At 49.5% G+C, this 24,357-nt stretch carries 20 protein-coding genes and 1 riboswitch; of the genes, 13 read left to right on the top strand and 7 right to left on the bottom strand.

What is annotated here, in order from left to right; translation table 11 throughout:
* From F566_RS32630 to F566_RS0111560, 4 genes are all read left to right on the top strand, one after another.
* On the top strand, positions 1–194 hold a 194-nt coding region (locus F566_RS32630), incomplete at its 5' end, for an IS3 family transposase (protein ID WP_033416147.1).
* Positions 195–227: 33 nt separating this feature from the next.
* A complete protein-coding gene (locus F566_RS32635) occupies positions 228–1,526 on the top strand; it encodes a hypothetical protein (protein WP_020407144.1) in 1,299 nt (432 codons plus the stop codon).
* Positions 1,527–1,738: 212 nt separating this feature from the next.
* Complete coding sequence (locus F566_RS0111555; RefSeq protein ID WP_020407145.1) at positions 1,739–2,017, top strand: hypothetical protein; 279 nt, start codon at positions 1,739–1,741, stop codon at positions 2,015–2,017.
* Between the two features lie 162 nt (positions 2,018–2,179).
* On the top strand, positions 2,180–2,554 hold the full coding sequence (locus tag F566_RS0111560; protein ID WP_020407146.1) for a RidA family protein: 375 nt from the start codon (positions 2,180–2,182) through the stop codon (positions 2,552–2,554).
* Positions 2,555–2,587: 33 nt separating this feature from the next.
* Here the strand turns inward: F566_RS0111560 and F566_RS0111565 are convergent, their stop codons facing one another.
* The 3 genes from F566_RS0111565 to F566_RS0111575 form a co-directional block, all read right to left on the bottom strand.
* Positions 2,588–2,800: a hypothetical protein gene (locus F566_RS0111565; RefSeq protein ID WP_020407147.1), complete on the bottom strand. Its 213-nt coding sequence runs from the start codon at positions 2,798–2,800 to the stop codon at positions 2,588–2,590.
* 121 nt (positions 2,801–2,921) lie between these two features.
* Positions 2,922–4,082 carry a ribonucleotide-diphosphate reductase subunit beta gene (locus F566_RS0111570; RefSeq protein ID WP_020407148.1) on the bottom strand — a complete coding sequence of 387 codons (1,161 nt, stop codon included), beginning with the start codon at positions 4,080–4,082 and terminating at the stop codon, positions 2,922–2,924.
* Between the two features lie 35 nt (positions 4,083–4,117).
* A complete protein-coding gene (locus tag F566_RS0111575) occupies positions 4,118–6,973 on the bottom strand; it encodes a ribonucleoside-diphosphate reductase subunit alpha (protein WP_020407149.1) in 2,856 nt (951 codons plus the stop codon).
* A 181-nt stretch (positions 6,974–7,154) separates the two neighbouring features.
* Positions 7,155–7,419, bottom strand: a riboswitch (cobalamin riboswitch).
* A 932-nt stretch (positions 7,420–8,351) separates the two neighbouring features.
* On the opposite strand from F566_RS0111575, the gene F566_RS0111585 reads away from it, so the two are divergent.
* From F566_RS0111585 to F566_RS0111620, 8 genes are all read left to right on the top strand, one after another.
* A complete protein-coding gene (locus tag F566_RS0111585; RefSeq protein WP_020407152.1) occupies positions 8,352–9,083 on the top strand; it encodes a GNAT family N-acyltransferase in 732 nt (243 codons plus the stop codon).
* 175 nt (positions 9,084–9,258) lie between these two features.
* Positions 9,259–9,681 (top strand): hypothetical protein, encoded by a 423-nt coding sequence (locus F566_RS0111590; protein ID WP_020407153.1) that lies wholly within the window; start codon positions 9,259–9,261, stop codon positions 9,679–9,681.
* A gap of 165 nt (positions 9,682–9,846) precedes the next feature.
* Positions 9,847–10,044, top strand: coding sequence for a hypothetical protein (locus tag F566_RS0111595; RefSeq protein WP_020407154.1), 198 nt, complete (start codon positions 9,847–9,849; stop codon positions 10,042–10,044).
* Positions 10,045–10,457: 413 nt separating this feature from the next.
* Positions 10,458–11,567: an S-(hydroxymethyl)glutathione dehydrogenase/class III alcohol dehydrogenase gene (locus F566_RS0111600; RefSeq protein WP_020407156.1), complete on the top strand. Its 1,110-nt coding sequence runs from the start codon at positions 10,458–10,460 to the stop codon at positions 11,565–11,567.
* A gap of 36 nt (positions 11,568–11,603) precedes the next feature.
* Entirely contained in the window at positions 11,604–12,455 is an 852-nt protein-coding gene (fghA, locus tag F566_RS0111605; RefSeq protein ID WP_020407157.1) for an S-formylglutathione hydrolase, read from the top strand.
* A 169-nt stretch (positions 12,456–12,624) separates the two neighbouring features.
* Positions 12,625–13,860: an efflux RND transporter periplasmic adaptor subunit gene (locus tag F566_RS0111610; RefSeq protein ID WP_020407158.1), complete on the top strand. Its 1,236-nt coding sequence runs from the start codon at positions 12,625–12,627 to the stop codon at positions 13,858–13,860.
* Positions 13,857–16,982 carry an efflux RND transporter permease subunit gene (locus F566_RS0111615; protein WP_020407159.1) on the top strand — a complete coding sequence of 1,042 codons (3,126 nt, stop codon included), beginning with the start codon at positions 13,857–13,859 and terminating at the stop codon, positions 16,980–16,982. The genes F566_RS0111610 and F566_RS0111615 overlap by 4 nt, the downstream gene beginning before the upstream one ends.
* A 113-nt stretch (positions 16,983–17,095) precedes the next feature.
* The gene (locus F566_RS0111620) at positions 17,096–17,719 is read left to right on the top strand and encodes a dioxygenase family protein (RefSeq protein ID WP_020407160.1); all 624 of its coding nucleotides are present in this window, start codon (positions 17,096–17,098) and stop codon (positions 17,717–17,719) included.
* A gap of 36 nt (positions 17,720–17,755) precedes the next feature.
* Here the strand turns inward: F566_RS0111620 and F566_RS0111625 are convergent, their stop codons facing one another.
* Complete coding sequence (locus F566_RS0111625; protein ID WP_026179941.1) at positions 17,756–18,100, bottom strand: hypothetical protein; 345 nt, start codon at positions 18,098–18,100, stop codon at positions 17,756–17,758.
* Positions 18,101–18,671: 571 nt separating this feature from the next.
* On the opposite strand from F566_RS0111625, the gene F566_RS0111630 reads away from it, so the two are divergent.
* The gene (locus F566_RS0111630) at positions 18,672–19,463 is read left to right on the top strand and encodes a substrate-binding periplasmic protein (RefSeq protein WP_157496748.1); all 792 of its coding nucleotides are present in this window, start codon (positions 18,672–18,674) and stop codon (positions 19,461–19,463) included.
* A 13-nt stretch (positions 19,464–19,476) separates the two neighbouring features.
* Here F566_RS0111630 and F566_RS0111635 read toward each other — a convergent pair whose 3' ends face one another.
* Genes F566_RS0111635 through F566_RS0111645 form a run of 3 tightly spaced genes read right to left on the bottom strand, consistent with a single transcriptional unit; the run spans position 19,477 to position 24,338 of the window.
* Entirely contained in the window at positions 19,477–21,066 is a 1,590-nt protein-coding gene (locus tag F566_RS0111635) for a SpoVR family protein (protein ID WP_020407163.1), read from the bottom strand.
* 9 nt (positions 21,067–21,075) lie between these two features.
* Positions 21,076–22,383: a YeaH/YhbH family protein gene (locus F566_RS0111640; RefSeq protein WP_020407164.1), complete on the bottom strand. Its 1,308-nt coding sequence runs from the start codon at positions 22,381–22,383 to the stop codon at positions 21,076–21,078.
* Between the two features lie 32 nt (positions 22,384–22,415).
* A complete protein-coding gene (locus tag F566_RS0111645; protein ID WP_020407165.1) occupies positions 22,416–24,338 on the bottom strand; it encodes a PrkA family serine protein kinase in 1,923 nt (640 codons plus the stop codon).
* Positions 24,339–24,357 lie beyond the last annotated feature (19 nt).

Consider the following 24,357-nt stretch of genomic DNA (forward strand, 5'->3'; position numbering starts at 1 on the left):
TGGAGAGCTTCTTCGGTAGCCTGAAGCAAGAACGGATTCAATGGCACCACTACCAGACTCGACGAGAAGCACAGCAAGATGTGTTGCATTACATCACGATGTTCTACAACAGCTTTCGGCTACATTCATATTTGGATTACCAAAGCCCGAATCAATATGAAACGGCCTGGAAAGAATTACGAGAAGTTGCTTAACTGGGTTGTCACAAATCAGTTGACCACGTCACAATGGAGTCCAATAAATCAGTGTTGGTAGTGTGTACCTCCACTCTTGCCCAAGGTGTGAATCTTCCAATCAGGTACTTAATTGTTTCAAGTACATTTCAAGCCGGACAAGAAATAACCACACGTGACTTCCATAATCTCATCGGGCGAGCAGGCAGAGCTGGATATCATACCGAAGGGAGTGTTATTTTCGCGGATACGGATGCTTTTGATAAGCGCACTAATTTTCGTGAAAGGTGGCGATGGCAAAGAGCGATGCATTTGCTCGATTTTACTAATGCGGAGGACTGCGCTAGTAGCCTATTGGACCTAATTTCACCTTTCGATTTCGCAGAACTTAATGTTGAAGTTATCCCGTTCATCGCAGACCCCAGCAGCTATAGGCAAAGCTGTATAGATGCTGGTAATCAATACTCTATTGATATCAGTTCGCTACTGGATCAGATGGATTATAAAGAAGCTTTAATTGAAGCAATAGAAAGTTATTTTTTGTCCTATTTAAAAGACAATCCAGGTGCGCATCAAACATTCTTTGATGAGTTGGCGCAAGGAACGTTGGCTTACTTTTTGTCAGATGACGATCAAAAACAACAGCTACGGACGGCATTTTCACTTATCGCAAGCAGGGTTCTTTCTGTACCGGAAGAGAAAAGGCCATTCTTCGGGAAGTCGTTGTTGGGATTGAAAAATCTATTCTTAATCGAAATCTGGCTTGATGAAAATTGGGGCGAAATAACACAAGCTCTAAGCTCAGATGAACTTCTTGTGATTTGCTGGCCGTTGCTATCTCAGCTCAATAACAACAAGATGTTTCTCAAAATAAAGCCTGAAGACGTTATACTAGAATTTGCAAAACTATGGATATCAGGAAGTAGCTACGCTGATCTGTATGATCACCTAGTTCAATCAAGCGCTTGTTTTCAAGCAGGGTCTCAGCAAAGAGCTATTAAAATGGACCACGTAGTAGACTTGGCTGACGGAGCGCTTTCTTTTGATTCGATGTTGTATGTCGGGGCAATAGCTGATGTGGCCGAGGGGAAAGGATTAAGCGATGATGTATTAGAGCTTCTTAGGAGTTTGCAAACACGTCTAAAACTTGGACTTTCAAATAGCCTTGAAATGTGGCTCTATTCTCGCAGCTACGTGGACAGAGAAGTCTGTAAAAAGCTTGCTCTTGCCCTGCATGGTGAGGGTGTTGATTTTGATGTTTTCGACTTTGGTATCTTAGACACGCATAAGCAGTTAGTGAGTTCGTGTTTGGCCGATTTTCCAACGTATTTTAGCAGGAACCGAGAGAGTTAGAATGTGAAGAAGGCGAACGTCCGCAATATTTCTTCCGCTTTCTTCCCATGACTGCGAAAAGCTGGTTTCTTCGGGATTTCCCTATCATCCCTTCGGCATCTTGTGAAGATACATCAAGCCTATAAAATCACCAACGTTCGGCTCTGCCATCTGGGATTGAAATTTGCGTGTGAAGCGGAACAGTTCAGACTGAAGTATTGACGGAGAGTCTAATGTTTGAAGATATTCAGTGGACAATAGGTGATACCCCGAAAGAACAGGGGGGTTATATTATCGCGGTTGAAACATTCGGGATGGCGACAACATCCGCATCATACTGGAACCCGGTTGATGGATGGGCCAGCGTATCCCCGGATGACAAGGTCAAAGGGTTTATTCCTTTGGAAGAGGTAACGAATAAACTGCCATATTTTTGGGAATCAGATGATGAACCTCCATTGACGGAAGAGCAAATCAAAAGAGCCAAAGCGCGCGGCATTCGTATTGATTGACCAGTCCTGCCTATGGTGGGAATTCAATAAACTGGGCAGTGCTTTTTCAGGCTCAACTCCATGAGCCTGTAGTGCTATGCAAGTCGAACTAAACTGCGCATACTCCTGCTGATCTTAAAACACATTACCCAACCTAAATGACGTTATTGAAAAAGGACCATCATGAGTATCCAACGAATCAAATCAGGCGGAATTTACGAAGATAAGATCGGCTATTGCCGCACGGTGATTGCTGGAGGCTTTGTCCACATCTCCGGCACTACGGCGCAGGGTGCTGACATTCCTGAAGATGTGGTAGGGCAGTGTCGCTCTGCATTAAGTGCTATTGAAAAGGCTCTGAAGGAGGCCGGGACTGATTTCTCGTCAGTGGTGCGTGTCACCTACATGTTGCCGGACAAGAATGATTTTGAAGCCTGCTGGCCCGTGCTCTCTGAAACTTTTGGCGCGAACCCGCCTGTGGCTACCATGATCGAGTGTGGGCTGATTGATCCGCGCTATCGCATTGAGATTGAGGTTATGGCTCTGGCGCCTGAATAGGCTTGTTAGTGACCACGTATCGATGTCTTTTTGTTAAAGAATCTGATCCAGCGGTAAGCCAACCTCATCTTCGATTTTTTTATACTCAACTTTCAAATACTCAATAAGTTGAGTTAATTGAAGATGATGTTCTTTATAATCCGATTTGTCTCTAATGGTTTCGCTTTGTCGCAATCCTTCTGTATAGAGAATGGAATCTCTTACAGCGGATAACAGCAGGGGAGCCCAGGTATCAGGGATTTCCATTAATGAACCTCTTTCAGACTAAAATGCCTTTTTGAATGTGGAACAGATAAGTCAGGCCACGAGATTTATAGACGGTTCAGTCTCCTGAACCGTCTCTGCCGCGCAAAATTGCACTAATACACTACCACTGCAACGACGCGCCGGTCTGATATTCCGTTACGCGGGTTTCGAAGAAGTTCTTTTCCTTTCTCATGCTGGCTTGTTCGTCCAGCCAGGGGAGGGCGTTGGTGGCGCCAGGGAATGGTTCTTCCAGTTTGAGTTGTTTGGCGCGTCGGTTGGCGATAAACCGGAACTGTTCAACATGGTCCTCTGCGGTGTATCCGAGAATCGGTTCTTTCAGCAGGTATTGGGCGTAGGCCATTTCGGCCGCTTCTGCTTCTTCCCACATGTGTTTCAGAGCCTGGGGATCAAGAGTGACATTTTCCTCTTTGATGATCTGTTTGACGACACGGATGCCAAACGCGCAGTGCATCACTTCATCCCGCATGATGTACTGGAGTTGTTCTCCGGTGCCTTTCATGAGTCCGCGGCGTTGCAGCGCAAAGATCGGGCTGAAGCCGTTGTAGAACCAACAGCCTTCGAAGATCCCTGCGAAGAAGATGTAAGCCATGACAAAGGTGTGCAGGTCATCCCGGTTACGCAGGTTGATGTCCGGGCGTAGCAGCGCATTGATACGCTCATTCCCCATTTTGATCTTGCGATGAATCGCGGGAATCACCCGGTACCGGTTGTAGATCTCGCTCTGGTCCAGACCGATGGTTTCGATACAGTGCTGGTAGGTCCAGGTGTGCAGGGATTCCTCATATACCTGTCTAGCCTGGTAGATCTGTAGTTCCGGGGCGCTCATTTTTTCCATTACGGCCAGCCCGATATTACGCATGGCCAGAATGTCGGAGGTGGTGAGGTAGGCCAGGACATTCTCATAGACATGACGCTCTTCCAGCGTCAGCTTGTGATGGTAGTCATGAACATCCTGGGACATGTTGATGTCCAGCGGGGTCCAGTGGTTCTTGTTGGCATTGAGGAAAAACTCCCACGCCCAAGGGTATTTGAACGGTGCCAACTGGTTAATGTCCGTCAAACCATTAATGACTCGCTTGTCCTCCGGATTGATCGGGGCCACGGACTCTGCCGTGACCTCCTGATCGACAGATGATGGAGGAGCTGCTGGCGCGCTTTCTTTAGTTTCCTGTTTGACCGGCTCAGGTGTCGGTACCGAAGGAATGGTGGCGGCCAGGGGGTCATCCCAGTTGGGGGTGAAATCTGTATATTGAGTGCTCATTATCTTATCCCGTTAATCTGGTCAATCATCCGGCCTTACTGGCAGGCTTCACAATCTGGATCGAGAATGGAACAGAACTTCGGTTCCGGTTGTCCGGCTTCCAGCTCAAAATCCTCGGACTCCCTGCCAGGCTGAGACTGCTCAGACTTGCCGGAATCTGCCTGTACCGAAACCTTCTCCATCTGAGTGGCACCCAGAGAACGCAGGTAATAAGTGGTTTTCAGTCCTCTGGACCAGGCAAGCTTGTAGAGATTGTCCAGCTTTTTACCTGATGGCTCGGCCATATACAGGTTGAGACTTTGCCCCTGGTCAATCCATTTCTGACGACGCGAAGCGGCTTCCACCAGCCAGCGTGGGTCAATCTCAAAGGCCGTTTTGAAGAGGACTTTGACCTCGTTGGGGATGCGATCGATCTGGGCGACGGAGCCATCGAAGTATTTCAGGTCATTGACCATGACCGAATCCCACAGATCCCGCTTTTTCAGTTCAGTCACCAGCCAGGGGTTAATTACAGTGAATTCCCCGGAGAGATTCGATTTCACAAACAGGTTCTGATACGTCGGTTCAATGGACTGCGATACACCGACAATGTTGGAAATGGTGGCCGTCGGGGCGATGGCCATGACATTGGAGTTACGCATCCCCTGACGCTGAATTTTGCTTCTGAGAGAATCCCAATCCAGTTGCGCGGCTTTATCCAGGACGGCGTAGTTACCACCCCGTGCTTCCTCCAACAGATTCAGAGAATCGATGGGAAGTATGCCCTGGCTCCATAGACTGCCTTCGTAGGACTCATAAGTCCCCCGTTCAACGGCCAGATCTGTCGAAGCCTGCAAAGCGAAATAGCTGATCAGTTCCATGGATTGGTCGGCAAAATGCACGGCTTCAACGCTTTCATAAGGCAGACCCAGCTTATACAGTGCATCCTGGAATCCCATCATGCCCATGCCGACCGGGCGGTGTCGCAGGTTGGCCCGTTCTGCCTGTGGGACAGCGTAGTAATTGATATCAATCACGTTATCCAGCAGGCGGACCGCCGTGGTGATGGTTTGTTGTAGTCGATTGGCGTCCAGCTCACCATTTACAATGTGGTTCACCAGGTTGATTGAACCCAGGTTGCAGACCGCGATTTCGTCCTCACTGGTGTTGAGAGTAATCTCAGTACACAGGTTGGATGAGTGGACAACTCCCACATGTTGCTGCGGCGAGCGCAGGTTGCAGGGATCTTTGAAGGTGATCCATGGATGTCCTGTTTCAAACAACATGGAGAGCATCTTGCGCCAGAGTGTCTGGGCCTGGATGGTTTTATGGAGTTTGAGTTCACCGGATTCTGCCAGTCTTTCGTAGTGGTGGTAGCGATCCTCGAACGCCTTGCCGTAAAGTTCGTGCAGGTCCGGGACATCGGCAGGCGAGAACAGCGTCCAGTGTTTATCTTCAAACACGCGCTTCATGAACAGGTCCGGAATCCAGTTGGCGCTGTTCATGTCATGAGTTCGGCGACGCTCGTCACCGGTGTTTTTACGCAGTTCCAGAAATTCTTCGATATCCAGGTGCCAGGTTTCCAGATACGCACATACCGCCCCTTTGCGCTTGCCGCCCTGGTTTACTGCCACCGCGGTATCGTTCACAACCTTCAGGAAGGGGACAACGCCCTGGGATTTGCCGTTAGTACCTTTTATATGGGAGCCAAGGGCCCTGACAGGTGTCCAGTCGTTACCCAGGCCGCCTGCCCATTTGGAGAGCAAGGCACTGTCTTTCATGGCGTTGTAGATGCCTGACAGGTCGTCCGGAACCGTGGTTAGATAACAGGAAGACAGCTGAGGACGGTTGGTTCCCGCATTGAAGAGGGTCGGTGTGGAGCACATGTAATCGAACGACGACAGCAACTGGTAGAATTCGATCGCACGAGTGTTTTTGTCATCTTCCTGCAGGGCCAATCCCATGGCTACCCGCATAAAGAATACCTGGGGAAGTTCCAGGCGGTTATCGTTCCAGTGCAGGAAGTAACGGTCATAAAGGGTCTGCAGTCCCAGATAGTTGAACTGTCTGTCTCGCTCAGATTTAAGTTCTGAACCCAAGCGTTCCAGATCAAACTCTCTGAGTCTCGGGCTCAGCAGTTCCAGCTCGATTCCTTTTTCGATGGTCTGCTGGAAAGTCTCTGGGTACAGCGCTGTCATTTCCGTTTCGGTGGCGGCCTCTGCGATATTCAGGAAGCTCAGAACCTCCGAACGCAATCCATCCAGCAGCAGTCGGGCACAGACGAGAGAGTAGTAGGGTTCCGCCTCAATGAGTGGTCTTGCCGCCATGACCAGTGCGGTGTTGACCTCTTTTCGCTTGACGCCGTTATAGAGATTTTTAAGTGCGCTGGCGGTGATTTTTTCCGCATCGACACCTTCTAGGCCTGAGCAGGCGTCCGCGATAACGGTGCGCAATCGCGCAACATTCAACGGTACCTGTGTTCCGTCAGGATTAAGCACGTTAATGCTGGGATGGCTTTCCTCAGGGGAGGCAGGGGGTACAGAACTCTGGCGTTGCTTGGCATGTTCTTCCCGGTACAGGACGTAGGCTCTCGCGACCTTATGGAAACTGGAGCGCATGAGACCAAGTTCGACCAGGTCTTGAATTTCCTCGATATGAACCGTGCCACCCTCCGGTAAACGGCGTTTGATGCGCGCGGAAATATCTTTCACCAGCGCATTGACCGCCTCTCTGACTCTGGCAGAGCCTGAAGCTGAGTCGCCTTCTACTGCCAGAAATGCCTTGGTGACGGCAATGGCAATCTTCTGGTCATGATAGGGAACCGCCTGGCCATTGCGCTTGATAACGTGAAGTGAATTGTCGGTCTGTGACGTGGTGGGAGGGGCTTGGGGCGGCAACGCTGTTTGAGTCATGGTTTTTCCTGCATCGCGTGGTATATCAAACTTCGCGAAGACAGGAACAGATAGCCTGCTGACTGGCTTTGCCACACGGACTGCGAAAAAACTGCCGGCACTGCAACAAAGACATCAATCAAGCGGAGATCTGTGCTATCTGTAACCCTGAATCGCGAAGGTTCTTAAGCTGACCGGTTGTGGCCGGTAATATCTTTGGCAGGTCTTCGGACTCTGGGGCTGGATTGATGGAAGGTTCCAACAATTCTCCTACAGCGACGGCTTCCCGTTGTTATGAGCAATCTTATCATGGCAGTCATGTTAAAGACTGCGGCCATATACCAACAGTGCCGGAGCCAGAATAGATCTGAACTCTTGTCGCTTTCGTTCCCCAATACCGCTGCGCGTCAGTTCCGGATTCTCACCGGATTCCCTCTTAGTGCGGTACCATTTAGTAGTTACTCAATTAAGCTGCCTATTGTTGTCTGGATTGTTCTCCGGATGGCTGTTTAGTGCCGTTCAACAATAATGTGGCTGACTCTCATTTTGATCGTCGCTGCTGCTATTTTGAACTACATATGGTTGGCAAACCAAAGTTTAGCTACTATATATAGACGGGGTGGCTTTGTAAACACTACATCAGCACCCTGAATTTTGCTGATTTCCTCTCTATGTAACTTATCATCCATTTTCCCTATTGGATTGTCGGGATAATCCGGGTAGGCTAGTCCTTCGCTGCATCTAAATGGTGTTAGTTTGTCACTGAAAGCCTTGTCCAGCGCAGTTGGTACCAAGGGATCGGTCGTTTGATTCCGGGCTGTGTTGCCGTTATCTGAAATAGCGGTTTCCGTCAGTAAAAATGTGCGCTGGTTGGCGGTTCCTGAAATTGGAAATTAACTTTGTGTGACAGTCTCACTATCGTTTATAGTTGCGGGCTGGCCTGAAATGTTAGTTGTATGACGCAGTAGCTATCGCAGGGAAGGTCGCAGGTCGTTGATTTATTGAGACAAATTATCTCGTTGGCTGGTGCCGGGGTAAGTGGCCTTTGGCACAACGGAGATGTTTTGTCGCAAATCAGCGACAGTGTAAGTTTTTGATACAGAAGTTATTATCTAACCACCTTGGGTGATCTGTCGCCAATCAGAAACATATATCCGATACGCTGTGTATCTTTCGCAGTGGCAGGTGCGGAATAAAGATAAGAAGACTTCATTAAGCTGTTGAAATTGGAAGTAATAAGGAATTTTGGCATTGGATATGCTGTTGTTTGGCGTTTGTCGTTCAGAGCGATAGGTAAAGGACATCAACCCTTGACCCCCCTAGCTTGAATGGAAGCAGAACTGTAGGTGTCCAACTAAACAGAACAGGTGTCCAACTAAACAGAACAAAGGTAACTGCCGTGTTAGCAGAAAAGCAGAGTTTGTATTCTACGCCGCCACTGGAACCACTTCTCACCGCCCATGGAAGACCCGTTTCAGTTCTGAAGGCTGAGAGCCTCCAGCACAAAGAAGAAGTTTTCAAGATTCGATATGAGGTGTACTGCAAGCATCTCGCTTATGAAAGTTCCCAGAAAAATGCCCGAGGGCTTGAAACAGACATTTATGATGGCTGGTCAAAGCACTTTCTGGTCAAGGATGAGTTGAGTGGTCGTTATGTCGGCACGCTTCGACTGGTGATGCCCCAGTCCAGAACCTCTCAGGCAATTCCCATCGAGCACCTGTACCCCCACGATTACTTTTCTCCGGAATTGGCACCTTCCAAGCTGGAAGCTGGCAGTTATATAGAAATTTCCCGTTTGGCCGTATTGCCCGAAGCGGCAGAAATTTCCTGCAGTTATTCCGTGGAAGTTTCCCGTTTGTTGTACCTCGGTGCACTGGCCTATGTCCAGGAGAATCCCAGGCTTCGCCATGTGTATTGTCTAATGGAAAAGCGTTTGGCGAGAAGATTGTCCTTTCTTGGGCTGCCTTTTACTCAGGCTGGCGATTTCTTTGAGTTTCGTGGCCAGCGCGCGCCATTCTACGCAGGCAAGGGAACCGTGAATGAAAGCTTGAAAGGTGACTCAAAAATCATTTACAGGCGACTACTGGAAAAAGAGCGGGAACAAAACGCGCTAACCTCCAAAGTGGCTTAATCCAGCCGCTTTGGTATGGGCCTCGGACTCATGGCCCATGCTGGATTCGCAGTATCGTTGGGCTATTATGCCAGGAGTATATAAAGTTTCCTGTATAGAGCCTCAACTTACCATCATCCATCGGTAAAACAGTGCCGGGAGTTGGGTGGTGACGTATCACCTTTGGGAGGTTGATATGGCGAATACACCCACCGATCTGCAAATTCTGAACTTGATCTTTGAGCATCATTTTCAGGACTATCTTCGATCTCCTCATAATGATCCTGTCCGCCAGCATAAAAACTACGTGCCGGTGGATGTGGATTACATCGCGAACATTCTTGGGCTCGATCAAGTATTGCTGGTCAGTAGGCTCATGGATCATCTGGATAAGAAATATCGCTATCAGGTGGAAGAAAACAGTTATGTGTTTTTGTTTTCAACGGCGTTTGGTCGCGGTTCTGATCAGGATCGCCATGTGGTCAATTTCCCTTATCTCTCTTCCATTGTGGCTGGCATGCGCGACGAAGACCGGAAGTATCGGATTGCCACAGGGATGGCGGGTGTGTCGCTGGCGATATCTGTGATCTCATTTCTGATTTCAGTCATGGCAAGATAGCTCTGTTGATTCTCAAGTGCGATGGCGGAGAGTGGCGAATGATGGATATAGAGCGCCTTCAGCGCTTTTTTCGTCGGCAGTGAAGGGAAAACATTCTTGAAAGCGCTTTATGGTAACAAGTCATCACAATTACCGTTCATTTATCGTTTCCAGGAGAAACCTGCCATGTCTGCGTCGACAGCTAAATCTGCCACAGTGGTTACTAGTTATCTGTTGTTGGCCGTATGGGCAATGATCAGCACAGTATTGTTGTCTGCCGTCGTCGTGGATGAAACCGGAATCATTTCATTTTCTGAGAATCCGCAATACGAGCGGGTTATTCAGGACGCCCACAAGAGTGGGATCGCTTCCAATCTGAGTTAAACATCTGTTACCAGTTAAGAACTCATTACCAAGTTAAATCCATCTCCAAGTAAAAACCCATTTCTGGGCCAAAAGCTGCAGTCCAAGCCTGGCGCGTCTGTGCCAGGTGAGAAACCGTTTTGTATGGTTTCGCTATCGGACATTATCGAACTAAAAGCTGTCGCCTATAGGCAAGTGATTGTTGTTAAAAAGAAATTGCATTTTTTGGTGGTTGCAGCCCTGTCTTCGGGGGCGTATATTCTGAGCGGATAAGCGCCTGAGGCTGAATATTTTGACGTATCTTCGTTTCGGCTCTATGGAACTCATTTCAGTTCCATGAAAGTTGTGGCCTTCAGGCCTATTGGAGTGTCAGAAATTTCGCCTCTGGAAAACCTAAGACAACGCTCAATTCAACAACCACCAAGGAATCCGACATGAAATCACGTGCTGCGGTAGCATTTGCTGCCGGAAAACCCCTCGAAATTGTTGAAGTCGATGTGCAAGGCCCGAAGGCCGGTGAGGTCATGGTACAGATCGTGGCAACCGGTGTTTGTCATACGGATGCCTACACATTGTCCGGTGACGATCCGGAAGGTCTGTTCCCCTCAATTCTTGGTCATGAAGGTGGTGGCATTGTTGTTGAAGTCGGTGAGGGAGTAACCTCCGTCAAACCCGGCGATCATGTTATCCCGCTATATACACCTGAGTGTGGCAAATGTAAGTTCTGTACTTCAGGTAAAACCAACCTCTGCCAGGCCATACGGGCTACCCAGGGGAAAGGTCTGATGCCGGACGGCACGTCCCGGTTTTCCTATCAGGGCAAGCAGTTGTTCCATTACATGGGGACTTCCACGTTCTCCGAATATACCGTATTGCCTGAAATCGCCGTGGCTAAAATCAATCCGGCTGCCCCTCTGGACAAAGTCTGTCTGCTGGGGTGTGGTGTGACGACTGGTATTGGTGCTGTGTTGAACACAGCCAAGGTCGAGCCGGGTTCTACAGTTGCCGTCTTTGGTCTCGGTGGTATTGGGCTGAGTGTTATCCAAGGTGCGGCGATGGCCAAAGCCGGACGCATTCTGGCGGTGGATATCAATCCGGATAAATTTGAAATGGCCAAGGCCCTTGGTGCGACAGATTGTGTTAATCCCAAGGATTATGACGTGCCGATTCAGGAAGCCATCGTTGAATTGACTGATGGTGGCGTCGATTATTCCTTTGAATGTGTCGGCAATGTCGGCCTGATGCGTGCAGCGCTTGAATGCTGTCACAAAGGCTGGGGAACCTCCGTGGTGATTGGTGTTGCCGGTGCTGGGCAGGAAATTTCCACTCGCCCATTTCAGTTGGTTACAGGGCGCACCTGGAAGGGAACTGCCTTCGGAGGCGTGAAAGGGCGTTCACAATTGCCGGGATATGTGGATAAATATATGAGTGGTGAAATCAAGGTGGATCCCATGGTGACCTACACCATGCCGCTTGAAGATATTAACAAGGCATTTGAGTATATGCATGAAGGCAAGAGTATACGCTCTGTCATTCTGTTCTAATTCCGGATGCCTGATTAAAAATGGATGGAGCATCCAATGAGTTTTGAGCTGATTCAGCAAAACCGTTGTCAGGGCGGTTACTGGAAACAATTCAAGCACGATTCTGAAACGTGCGGTTGTGAAATGGTGTTTTCAGTATATGTACCGGAAATTGCCACGGAAGTGGTCCGGAATCTTCCCGGCCTGTTCTGGCTTTCCGGTCTGACCTGTTCGGACAGGAACTTTGTCGATAAAGCCCACGTGGAAGCGCGGGCAAACGATCTGGGTATGATTATCGTTGTGCCGGATACCAGCCCGAGAGGGGTTAATATTTCCGGAGAAGATGATAGTTACGACTTCGGTTCGGCGGCAGGGTTCTACCTGGATGCAACAGAATCGCCCTGGTCAGATCATTACCGGATGTATTCCTACATTACCTCTGAGCTCTATGAGCTGGTTCTGTCCCGTTTCCCCATCGACCATCAGAGATTGGGGATATTCGGCCACTCCATGGGTGGGCACGGTGCGCTTACGATTGCACTCAAGAATCCAGACAAGTTCCGCTCGGTATCTGCTTTCGCGCCCATTTGCGCGCCCTCTCAATGCCCCTGGGGTCAGAAGGCTTTGATGGGCTATCTGGGTGACAACCCACCGCTGTGGCGGCAGTATGACACCTGTGCGCTGATTGCTGACGGTAGTCGTGTAGAGTCGATTCTCATCGATCAGGGGCTGGAGGATCAGTTCCTTGAAGATCAGCTCATGCCGGAAGCTCTTGAAGCGGTCTGTGCTGAGAAAGGGATTGCGCTGACGCTGAATCGACGTGAGGGATACGACCACAGCTATTTCTTTATCAGCTCATTTATTGATGAGCATTTAAGATATCATTATCAGCAACTGAACGGCTCCTGAGGGAGCCGGACTCCGTTATCTGTTCAAGGCTCATTGTCCAAGAAATTTGTGCAAAGATGCCTGATATCAGAGATATCCGTTCTTTAATGAGTTTGGGATAGACATTACCCGTCAGGTCATCGTATAAAAAGTTGAATCACTTTCATTAGACAGGGAAAGGATCAACTGCATGGCTTTGTCGGGTATTGTTCGTAAGACGCTTCCGCTATTGGTGTTGGGAGGCTTCATTGCGATCGCCTACGTCATCAAGTCCAGTCCTCCACAGGTAGCTAAGCGCTCTAATCCCGAAAAGCCCAGTATTTCAGTGCAAACTCAGGTTATTCAGCCTGTTCGTCATCAGATTCATGTTTCCTCGTTTGGCATTGTCCAGCCCCGTACTCAAATTACTTTGATCGCTCAGGTTTCTGGACAAGTTGTGGAAGTGTCTCCCTCATTCAGATCCGGTGGCTATTTCAATAAAGGTGATACCCTGCTGAGAATTGATCCTTCTGACTATCAGGTGCAGGTGGACATCGCCCAGGGTGAAGTGGTTGAAGCCGAATTGGCTCTGGCGGAAGAAGAGGCCCGTGTCAGACAGGCCAAGAATGACTGGCAGAAAATCGGCGGCGAGAGTAATGCCTCGGAGCTTGCGCTTCGGCTTCCCTATCTGAAAGCGGCTCAAGCCAGACTGGCCACTTCCCGAGCCCGGTTACGGCAGGCAGAAATCAATCTGGAGAGAACCCAGATCAAGGCGCCATTCTCCGGGCGATTATTGGACAAGATGGTGGACATCGGTGCGGTTGTTGCGCCTCAGGTTGCGTTGGCAGAAATTTATGCGGCTGATTACGTTGAGATTCGCTTGCCCCTGAAGAACTCTGACCTGGCCTATGTCGACCTGCCTGAAGCACAGATTTCTGGAGAAAGTGCCGCAGATGCATTTGCTGATGTCACCCTGGTCAATACACTCACGACGCCACCCCAGCGCTGGCAGGGCAGAATTATCCGGACTGAGGGGGCTGTCGATACCGACTCCCAGCAGTTGTATGTGGTGGCTCAGGTGGATGATCCTTTTGGTCTGAAAGGTGAGGGTCGTCAGCCTCTGAAGATCGGCCAGTATGTGTCTGCGGAGATTGAAGGTATCACCTTACCGGAAGCGTTGATCATCCCGACGTCGACCATTTATCAGGGAAGTTATGTGTATCTGGTCCGCAATAACGTGCTGGTCAGAAGCAGCGTCGAAACCGGCTGGCAGGGGAATCGTGAAACTTTGATTACTGCAGGTGTAGAAGCGGGCGATGAGCTGGTGACGACCACGTTGGGTCAGGTCAGTAGTGGTATTGCGGTCACCCGGATGAACAGTTCAACCGATAAAACAGCTTCCGCCGTGCAGTCTGATCTTTCTTCAGAAGAAGCGGCTACCCCATGATTGCCTGGTTTGCCCGCAACCCTGTCGCAGCCAATTTATTGATGATCACCCTGTTGCTATTGGGGTTGATGTCTTTGTCTCTGCGCATTCCCCTGGAAGTATTTCCGACCATCGATCCCAGCACCATTACGGTGAGTGTTGCCCTGCGAGGAGCAACGCCTGAAGAGGTGGAGGAGGGCGTGACGGTCAAAATTGAGGAATCTGTCCAGGATGTCGAGGGTATCGAGAAAATCGCCAGCACGAGTTCTGAGGGAAGCTCACAGGTAAGAATCAGGGTCGACAGTGACTATGATCCGAAAGATTTACTGACGGAAGTGAAAAACCGGGTGGATGCGATCAGCACTTTTCCCCCTGATGCCGAAAATTCGGTGATCAGTCTGTCTCAACACACCCGAGAAGTTATTACCACCGTAGTCTCGGGTCCATTGTCCGAACTGGAACTTCGACAGTTGGCAGAACAGGTTCGGGATGACCTGTTGCGGATTCCTGGTATCACGCAAGTCAATCTCGACGGTGTGCGCCAGTACGAGATGACCATTGAAGTGTCGGATGAAGTGCTTAAGCAATACCGCATTACGCTGCAGCAGGTGGCTGAGGCAATCAGCCAAAGCTCGGTGGATATATCAGCGGGTACTCTGCGCACAGAAGGAGGGGAGGTTTTGATCCGCTCCAAGGGGCAGGCATATCGCAGGGATGACTTTGAGAACATTGTCATTCTGACGCAGCGTGATGGCGGGGTTATACGTCTGAAGGACCTGGCCAGAGTTCGGGATGGGTTTGAAGAGGCGACTGTCAGATCCCGCTTTAATGGGCATCCAGCCGCTTTTGTGGATGTCTTCCGGGTTGGTGACCAGAGTGCCATCGATGTGGCTGACAAGGTAAAGGCCTATATCACCGAACGCCAGCCAATGATGCCAGCGGGAGTCGAGATTACTTATTGGCGCGATCGATCGAACATCGTGAAGAAGCGCTTGAATACATTGACCAATAATGCGATCCAGGGCGGCATTCTGGTGTTGCTGATATTGACTTTGTTTCTGAGGCCTTCTGTTGCTTTTTGGGTATTTCTGGGCGTCCCTATTTCCTTCATGGGAGCCTTTCTGTTCATGCCGTATTTTGGGGTGACGCTGAATATTTTCAGTCTTTTTGCGTTTATTCTCGTGCTGGGGATTGTTGTGGATGATGCCATAGTCACCGGTGAGAATGTTTACACCCATCTCAGGGAAGGAAAGCCGGGGTTGCAAGCGGCCATTGACGGCACCCGGGAAGTCGCGGTACCGGTGACATTCGGGATTTTGACCACCATGGCAGCATTTCTGCCGATTGCGTTCATTGAAGGGGTGAGAGGCAAACTATTTGCGCAGATTACTGTGGTGGTTATCCCCATATTTGCTTTTTCCCTGATCGAATCGAAACTGATCTTGCCTGCACACCTGCGACATGTCAGGGCCCGGGCCGATGCCATCCATACGGGGATGCTGGAGCGTTGGCAGCAGGCGTTTGCCAATGGTTTTGAACGGTTTATTCTGCATTACTATCACCCGGTTCTGCACTGGACGCTGAACCATCGCTACCTGTTTCTCTCAGTCTCCGTCGGTAGTCTGTTATTGCTGTACACATTGTTTACTTCCGGTTGGATCAAATTTGTATTCTTTCCGAGAGTACAAAGTGAGCTGGCGCAAGCAGTGGTGACGATGCCCGTTGGGACACCTTTTGAAGTCACTGATGCCAATGTTGGCCGGATTACGGACGCCGCACTGGTATTAAAGGAGAAATACAATCAGGACGGTGAAATTCTTATCCAGAATATTCAGGCCACGACAGGCAGTGCCTGGCGGGGAACCAGTGCATCCCATTTCGGCCGTGTGTATTTTGAAATTACCGCACCTGAGGATCGTGTTTCGGAAATTACCAGTTCGGAGCTGGTGCGAGAGTGGCGCAAGATCATCGGCCCCATGGTTGGGGCGGAGTCATTGAGCTTCCGCGCTGAAATCGGGCGTGTCAGTGAACCGGTGGATATTCAGTTTTCAGGGCAGAGTTTTGAGGACCTCAATGCGATTGCCGAGCAGGTCAAGACGAGGCTGGGTCTGTACCCGACGGTGTTTGATGTCACAGATACTCTCTCTGAAGGAAAGCAGGAACTGCAGGTAAAACTCAAGCCTGAGGCCTATACACTGGGGCTTAGTCGTGCAGAGATTATTAATCAGGTGCGTCAGGCGTTTTATGGATATGAAGTGCAGCGAATTCAGCGTGGAAGGGACAATGTTCGTGTCATGCTGCGTTTTGCCGAGGAGGACAGGCGCTCGGTCAGCCAGTTGAAAGACCTGTTGTTGACGACTAATGACGGCCGACGGATTCCTCTGGCACAGGTGGTGGAATTGCAGCCGGGATTAAGCCCGACAACGATCTCGCGGATTGATCGATACCGCACAGTGAACGTGCAGGCAGATATCGATAAGCAGAATACCAACATGCTGTTGTTACAGGAGGAAATGAACCGGTTTATGGATGACCTGCTGCTGCAATATCCCGGCGTGAAATATTCCTGGGAAGGTGAGGCCAAGGAGCAGAGAGAGTCCTTCGGCAGTTTGCAGTGGGGGCTGATCTTTGTGGTCTTTGTGATATACAGCCTGCTGGCGATACCTTTCAAGTCCTACCTTCAGCCGATTATTGTGATGTCAGTAATTCCTTTTGGCGCCATTGGTGCGGTGGGCGGACACTGGATCATGGGGATGGATCTGACGTTGATCAGTCTATTGGGAATGCTGGCGCTGGTCGGGGTCGTGGTGAATGACAGCCTTGTCCTGGTGGATTTTATTAACCAGAGACGACGAGACGGCAAACCGGTGAAGGAGGCGATTCTGATTGCCGGGGTGAAGCGTTTTCGTCCTGTGATGCTGACGTCACTCACCACCTTTATTGGGCTAATGCCCCTGTTGTTCGAGAAATCCACCCAGGCTCAGTTTCTGATACCAATGGCCGTATCGCTGGGATTCGGCATTTTGTTCGCGACTGTTTTGACTCTGTTACTGGTACCGGTGAATTATCTTGTCATTGAAGACTTCAAGCGTTGGGTTCCGGGTATCTTTGCCGGGTCAGCAACATCCCGGATGAAGACCTGATCGTACTATTTTTTAGTCGTTGTTCTAAAGATGTGATCGTTCGATTGGAGAGATCGTACATGTGAGAGAAGCATCTATTGAATGGATATGACAGTAAATGAAGAGTTCAAAAGATGAATAGCACAGAAAATGAAAAAAGATTGAAAATTCCGCGTCGACAATTCATTGCCTGTGGAGTGGCGATGTCGTTTATGCCTTGGGTTCCGGTAGCGGCCAGATATGAAGATCATCGCTTGCCGTTGACACCTCAGTGTGATTCCCAAAAGCCCGTTACACCTGCTCAAACCCCAGGGCCATTTTATCTTCCGAATAGTCCTGAAAGATCAGATCTCAGAGAGCCATCAGATGCAGGGAAGCCCTTCTTGCTGCAGACAATGGTGGTGAACCGGGATTGTGTGCCGCTGCAGGGCGTTATTGTCGAGTTATGGCATGCCGATGGGCAAGGACGCTATGACACCAAAGGCTATCGGTATCGGGGTATGCAATTGACGACGGCGGAGGGAAGAACATTATTTAAAGCGATCAAGCCGGGGCTATACCCTGGCAGAACCCCCCATTTTCATGTTCGTTTATGGCAAGAGGGACAGCTGCAACTGACAACGCAGCTTTACTTTCAGGGGATGACCCAGAATGAACGGGACTTTCTGTTTAATCCTGCGTTGTTGATGCAGGAGCAGGAAAATACGGATCATCATTCCGGCGTCTTTCTCTTCGTTATTGACTCCCATCCGGTTTAAACGAATGTCAGGCAAGTTAGCCTTTGCCTTTAAATGTCAGTCTTCACCAGGGAGAGAAGGGCGACGGTTTGAACGTTTGTCCTCCCAGTCAAGATCTTCCGGGTCATACCAGCCTATTGCATGGAGAACTTCCTGTCGTGTGGCCTCAGACAGGGTATCCCAAAGCTCACGGAACTGTTCCAATCCTTTCTCCCGTCGTTTGCCCACTTTGCTGGACAGCTGAGAGATCAGCGTAGGCAGTTTTAATGCTTCACCCAGTTGTCCGGGGACCACAATTTCCTGTCCCCATATTTTCTTTTTATGGGTACGGGCGGCCAGCACTTTTTGCAGTGCCTGAGCAGCTTGTAATGCTGTATCTATATCGAAATCGTTGCTATGCATAAAGCCTGAGATATGAAACCGTCTGAAAAATGAAGCAGCCAGAAACATGAAATCATACATTGGGAAGCTAAAAGTTGGCGCTGCCCAAAACTAATAATGATAGCGGATTATTCAGTGGGCTTTGAAGGGATACGAACCGAAAGCACTAAACAGACGGGAATTAGACAGGAATAACTTATATTTTTTTGAGAGGAAGGTGTTGGCAAAAGCTTGGGGGGAGAGGTCGAGTTTTGGAGAGTTGGGTTTCTGCTTTGTCCCAAAGGTTCGCTTGTCTGTCACTGAGTAGCTGCATCACCACACTGAACTCTGAAGATTCTTCATCATGAAGCACCTCAAACTCCATGCTAAAAGCGATGATTAAATGAAATTAAAGAGGTGATCATGATATTCATCAATCCTGGAGTATTCCTGAGAAAACCAGGTTAGTGAGATTTATAGGTGTTGCCTATACTAATTGGAAGGGTGGCAGTCATTTCCTTGGATGGGTTGTTACCCGACTCGCTTGACGTCCGGAATCTGTGGATATTTAACGGTCAGATTGATCAGAGGTGGTTTGGCCGTGGATGACAATATGAAACAAGTGATGATTTTATGGCGCACTGTCATCTTGGCCGCGCTTTTTATTGTCTTTCCGGCCCGCGCGGTTGAGAGCTATATCGTGGCGACGGGAGCTGATCCGAATCCGCCATTCAGTGGCCCTGAGCTTCCTCAGGGAGGGCTGATTACAGAACTTATTCAAGAAGCGCTCGCCCGCATCGGAGCGGAAAGTCAGGTCGAATACATTCCCTGGAACCATGCTTATCGTAAGGCGGACACAGCTCAGGTGCTGGGAGCTTTTCCCTACGTGAAAGATGCAGAGCGGGAGCGGCGTTTCTATTTTTCCTCGCCCCTGTATGTGACGGTTGAGCGATTTTTTGTTGCCGAAGATGCAGAGATTGACTACTCGAAGGACTCGGATTTGCAGGGATTGATTCTATGTCGTCCGCTAGGGTACAGCCTGGAGAGCGTTCAGCACCTTATTGAAGAGAATATCGTCAAGCTATGGGCTCCCAATGATCTGGCGACATGCTTTCAGTTGCTGGCAGCAGGTCGTGTGGACCTGGTTCCGATAGGCGAGGAAACCGGTAATTCGATTATTGAGACTAGCTTTCCCTCTACCAAGCTATTCAAAGTTCTGCGCCGTCCAATTCAGGTCAATGGATACCATCTAATGGTGTCCAGAGATTATCCCGATGCGCTGAAAATACTTGAACGCTTCGACAATGCAGTGAGTGATATGTGGAATGAAGGACGAATCAAGGCGCTCTATAGGAAACACAATACAACACTTCCATCCATTGATATGTTTCAGTTGGCGCCTTGAATTCCGCTAAAACTCAGTCTTCCTGGTCTTCCTCATCAGGCTCTGGTTTTTCCGGGCAATGATAGGCCTTAACGACTTTATCGCCTTCCACGGACATGAGATGGATATCGAACCCCCACAGGCGATGAATATGCTTGAGTACCTCGTCGACTTCCTTTTCATATAAGGGGACACGATCAATCGGGGTATGACGCAGGGTCAGTGAGCGATCACCACGGATATCCACGTCCCACACCTGGATATTGGGGTCGCGGTAACTGAGGTTGTACTGGCGAGCCAGTTGTTCTCGTACTGCGCGGTATCCATTATCGTCATGGATGGCTGTAACGTGGTACTCGCTTTCCCTGTCATCGTCCAGAATCGTAAAGAATTTGAAATCCCTGATGACTTTGGGGGAGAGAAACTGAAGGATAAAACTCTCATCCTTGAAGTTCTTCATGGCAAAGTGCAGGGTTTCCAGCCAGTCTGATCCGGCGATATCCGGGAACCAATGGCGATCCTCATCCGTTGGGTTCTCACATATCCGCTTGATATCCTGGAACATGGTAAACCCAAGAGCATAGGGGTTAATACCGCTGTACCATGGGCTGTCAAAGGGGGGTTGGTATACCACCGATGTGTGACTCTGGAAAAACTCCAGCATGAAGCCATCGGTCACCAGGCCCTTTTCATAAAGGCGATTTATCAGTGTGTAGTGCCAGAAGGTCGCCCAGCCCTCGTTCATGACCTGGGTTTGCCGTTGTGGATAGAAGTACTGAGCTACTTTGCGGACAATCCGCACCACTTCACGTTGCCATGGTTCCAGCAGCGGGGCATTCTTTTCAATAAAGTAGAGCAGATTTTCCTGGGGTTCGACCGGGAAACGGCGCTTGTTCTTAATTTCCTTATCCCCAGCCTTCAAAGGAATGGTGCGCCACAGGTCATTGACCTGTTTCTGCAGGTATTCCTCCCGTTCACGCTGACGTTTGACTTCTTCGGCCGCGGAAATAGGAGAAGGGCGTTTGTAACGGTCGACACCGTGGTTCATGATCGCGTGGCAGGAATCGAGAATTTGTTCCACAGCTTCAATACCATGCCGGCGTTCGCATTCTGCCAGGTAGTTCTTGGCAAAAATGAGGTAATCGATGATGGCACTGGCGTCTGTCCAGGTCTGGAACAGGTAATTGCCCTTGAAGAATGAGTTATGCCCATAGCAGGCATGGGCAATGACCAGTGCCTGCATCATCATGGTGTTTTCTTCCATGAGGTAGGCGATACAGGGGTCAGAGTTGATGACGATCTCATAGGCCAGGCCCATCTGACCACGTTTATAGAGCTTTTCAGTCTGCAGGAACTGCTTGCCGAATGACCAGTGGTGATAGCCGACTGGCATACCAACAGACGAGTAGGCGTCCATCATCTGTTCGGCGCTGATGACCTCAATCTGGTTGGGGTAGGTCTCCAGCTTATATTCCTTCGCGCAGACGGCGATAGCCTCGTCATACTGCCGAACCAGATCAAAAGTCCATTCGGACTCTGTGGAAATCGGCTTCCGTTTCGCAGGCTTGGGCGCTTCCGGCTCTGGCTGTCTGTCGATCAGCTCATTGTCTAAGGTTTCTGTCATTACTCAACCTCAAGCGTGGTGTTCAACCTGTTTCTGGAACAGTTTGCGGAACACGGGGTAAATATCTGCCTCGTCCATTATCTGTTGCATGGAAAACCGTTCCTTGTAGGCCTCTAACAGCTTTTCATACTCATGCCACAGCATCTGGTGCTCATGGGGAGTGATTTCGATATACGAGTAATATTGCACGAACGGCAGAATACTTTCGGCCAGCAGCTTGCTGCAACGGGGAGAATCATCATTCCAGTTGTCTCCATCCGACGCCTGGGCTGCATAGATATTCCAGTCTTCGGTCGGGTAGCGCTGTTCCATGATCTCGCGCATCAACTTCAGGGCGCTGGAGACAATCGTGCCCCCGGTTTCCCGGGAGTAGAAAAATTCTTCTTCGTCCACTTCCTTGGCGCTTGTGTGGTGACGGATGAATACCACGTCAATCTTTTCGTAATTCCGCTTCAGAAAAAGATAAAGTAGAATGAAGAAACGCTTGGCGATATCCTTGTGGGTCTGGCTCATGGAACCGGACACGTCCATCAGGCAAAACATGACTGCCGCGGTCGCAGGTTTAGGCTGCTTGACATGCTGGTTGTAGCGGATATCGATTTCATCAATAAACGGAATACGCTGAATACGCCCCTTCAGGCGTTTGATTTCTTCTTCCAGCGCCTGTATCTGATCTTCCTTGCTGAAAACGGGGTCTGGCGGTATGGGGCTGCGTTTCAGTGTCTCCAGTTGTTCTTCCAGTTCACTGATCTTCTTGCGTTTATTGCCGGATAAGGCAAGTCTGCGGGCGTAAGCACCCCGCATACTACGTATTACATTGATCTTGGCCGGTGTCCCATGGGTGGTATAACCAGCGCGTACATATTTGAAGTTGGACGTTTCCTTAAGCTGTTTCTGGACCAGATTCGGTAATGCCAGATCTTCGAACATAAAGTCGAGGAACTCTTCCTGAGAAATCTGGAAGACAAAGTCGTCCATACCTTCGCCCTGATCGCTGGCTTGACCCTGTCCTGAGCCTCCACCTCCGCCGCCACCGGGTGGACGGGGAATACTGTCACCAGTGACAAACTCTTTATTTCCCGGGTGGGTCTGACTGCGGCGACCACCTTTTCCGTGGCGGAAGTTGGGTTCGCCGATATCCTTGCTGGGAATAGAAATGCTCTCTCCCCGATCAATGTCGGTGATGGAGCGCTTGTTGACTGCGTCAGCAACCGCTTTTTTAATATGTTCGCGGTAGCGTCTCAGGAAGCGCTGTCGATTGACAGCGCTTTTATTTTTACCGTTCAGGCGACGGTCAATAACGTGGGTAACACCCATAGCGTACTCCCATGTCAGGAGAATTTAATGCGTTACTGCGATTTTCGAACCCGTAAATACCATTCGCACAACAGCCGCACTTGTTTTTCCGTGTAACCGCGCTCGATCATACGGCGCACGAACTCCTGATGTTTCTTCTGGTCTTCCTGGGAGGCTTTTGGGTTAAACGAGATAACCGGCAGCAGGTCTTCCGTATTAGAGAACATTTTCTTCTCTATGACGGTCCGCAGTTTTTCGTAGCTCAACCATGATGGGTTTTTGCCCTGGTTGTTGGCCCGGGCTCTTAACACAAAGTTCACCACTTCATTGCGGAAGTCTTTGGGGTTACTGATACCCGCTGGTTTTTCAATTTTCTCCAATTCATCGTTGATAGCGCCACGGTCGAAAATTTCCCCGGTTTCCGGATCACGGTATTCCTGATCCTGTATCCAGAAATCAGCATAAGTGACATAACGGTCAAATATGTTTTGGCCATACTCGGAGTAGGATTCCAGATAGGCTGTCTGGATTTCTTTACCGATGAACTCGACATACTGTGGTGCCAGTGATTCTTTGATGAACCTCAGATAGCGGTCGTGAACTTCCTGAGGGAATTGCTCCTGTTCGATCTGTTTTTCCAGGACATATAGAAGGTGAACCGGGTTGGCCGCTACCTCTGTGGTATCGAAATTAAAGACCTTGGAAAGAATCTTGAAGGCAAAACGGGTGGACATCCCCTCCATTCCCTCATCCACGCCGGCGGAATCCTTGTATTCCTGGATAGATTTGGCTTTGGGGTCTGTATCCTTGATGTTCTGGCCGTCATAAACCTTCATTTTCGAGTAAACACTGGAGTTTTCAGGTTCTTTCAGTCGGGACAGGCAGCTGAACTGAGCCAGCATGTTCAGCGTGTCAGGTGCACATGGAGACCCTGCCAGGGAACTGTTACGCAACAGTTTTTCATAAATTTTTACTTCCTCGGAAACGCGCAGGCAATAAGGCACTTTCACAATATAGATCCGGTCAAGGAATGCCTCATTGTTCTTGTTGTTTCTGAAAGTCTGCCACTCGGATTCGTTAGAGTGCGCCAACACGATACCCTCAAAGGGAACCGCGCCCATACCTTCGGTAGTGTTGTAGTTACCTTCCTGAGTTGCGGTCAGCAGTGGGTGCAGTACTTTAATGGGGGCTTTGAACATCTCCACAAACTCAAGCAGGCCCTGATTGGCTTTACACAAGCCACCTGCAAAGCTATAGGCATCGGGGTCATGCTGAGGAAAGTCTTCCAGCATCCGGATATTCACTTTACCTACCAGCGCAGAGATATCCTGGTTGTTCTCATCACCTGGCTCGGTTTTGGAGATGGCTGTCTGATTTAATATAGATGGGTACAGTTTTACTACTTTGAACTTGCTGATGTCACCGTTGTACTCATGCAACCGCTTGACGGCCCAGGGTGACATGATGAAGCGCAGATATCGGTTAGGGATGCCGTACTCTTCTTCCAGGATTTTGCCATCTTCTACAGGGTCAAACAGACCCAAAGGGGATTCGAAAACCGGGGAGTCTTTAATGGCGTAAAAAGGTTGTTTTTCAAAGAGGTATTTCAGTTTTTCGGCGAGAGAGGATTTACCGCCGCCGACCGGGCCAAGTAAATATAGGATCTGTTTCTTTTCTTCCAGTCCCTGTGCGGCATGCTTGAAGAATGAGACGATTTGTTCGACACATTCCTCCATACCGTAGAATTCTTCAAATTCGGGGTAGCGTTTGATGACTTTGTTGGAAAATATACGGCTGAGTCTGGAATCCCGGCTGGTATCGATCAGTTCAGGCTCCCCGATGGCCAGCAACATACGTTCAGCGGCGGATGCGTAAGCTGTTGAGTCCTGCTTACAGATGTTCAAGTATTCTTCGAGAGTATACTCTTCCTCCTTCCTGGCTTCATATCGGTTAGTGAATTGACTGAAGATACTCATAGAGGCCCCCTCTGCTATT

This window comes from Hahella ganghwensis DSM 17046 (genome assembly GCF_000376785.1).
GTDB classification, from domain to species: Bacteria; Pseudomonadota; Gammaproteobacteria; order Pseudomonadales; family Oleiphilaceae; genus Hahella; species Hahella ganghwensis.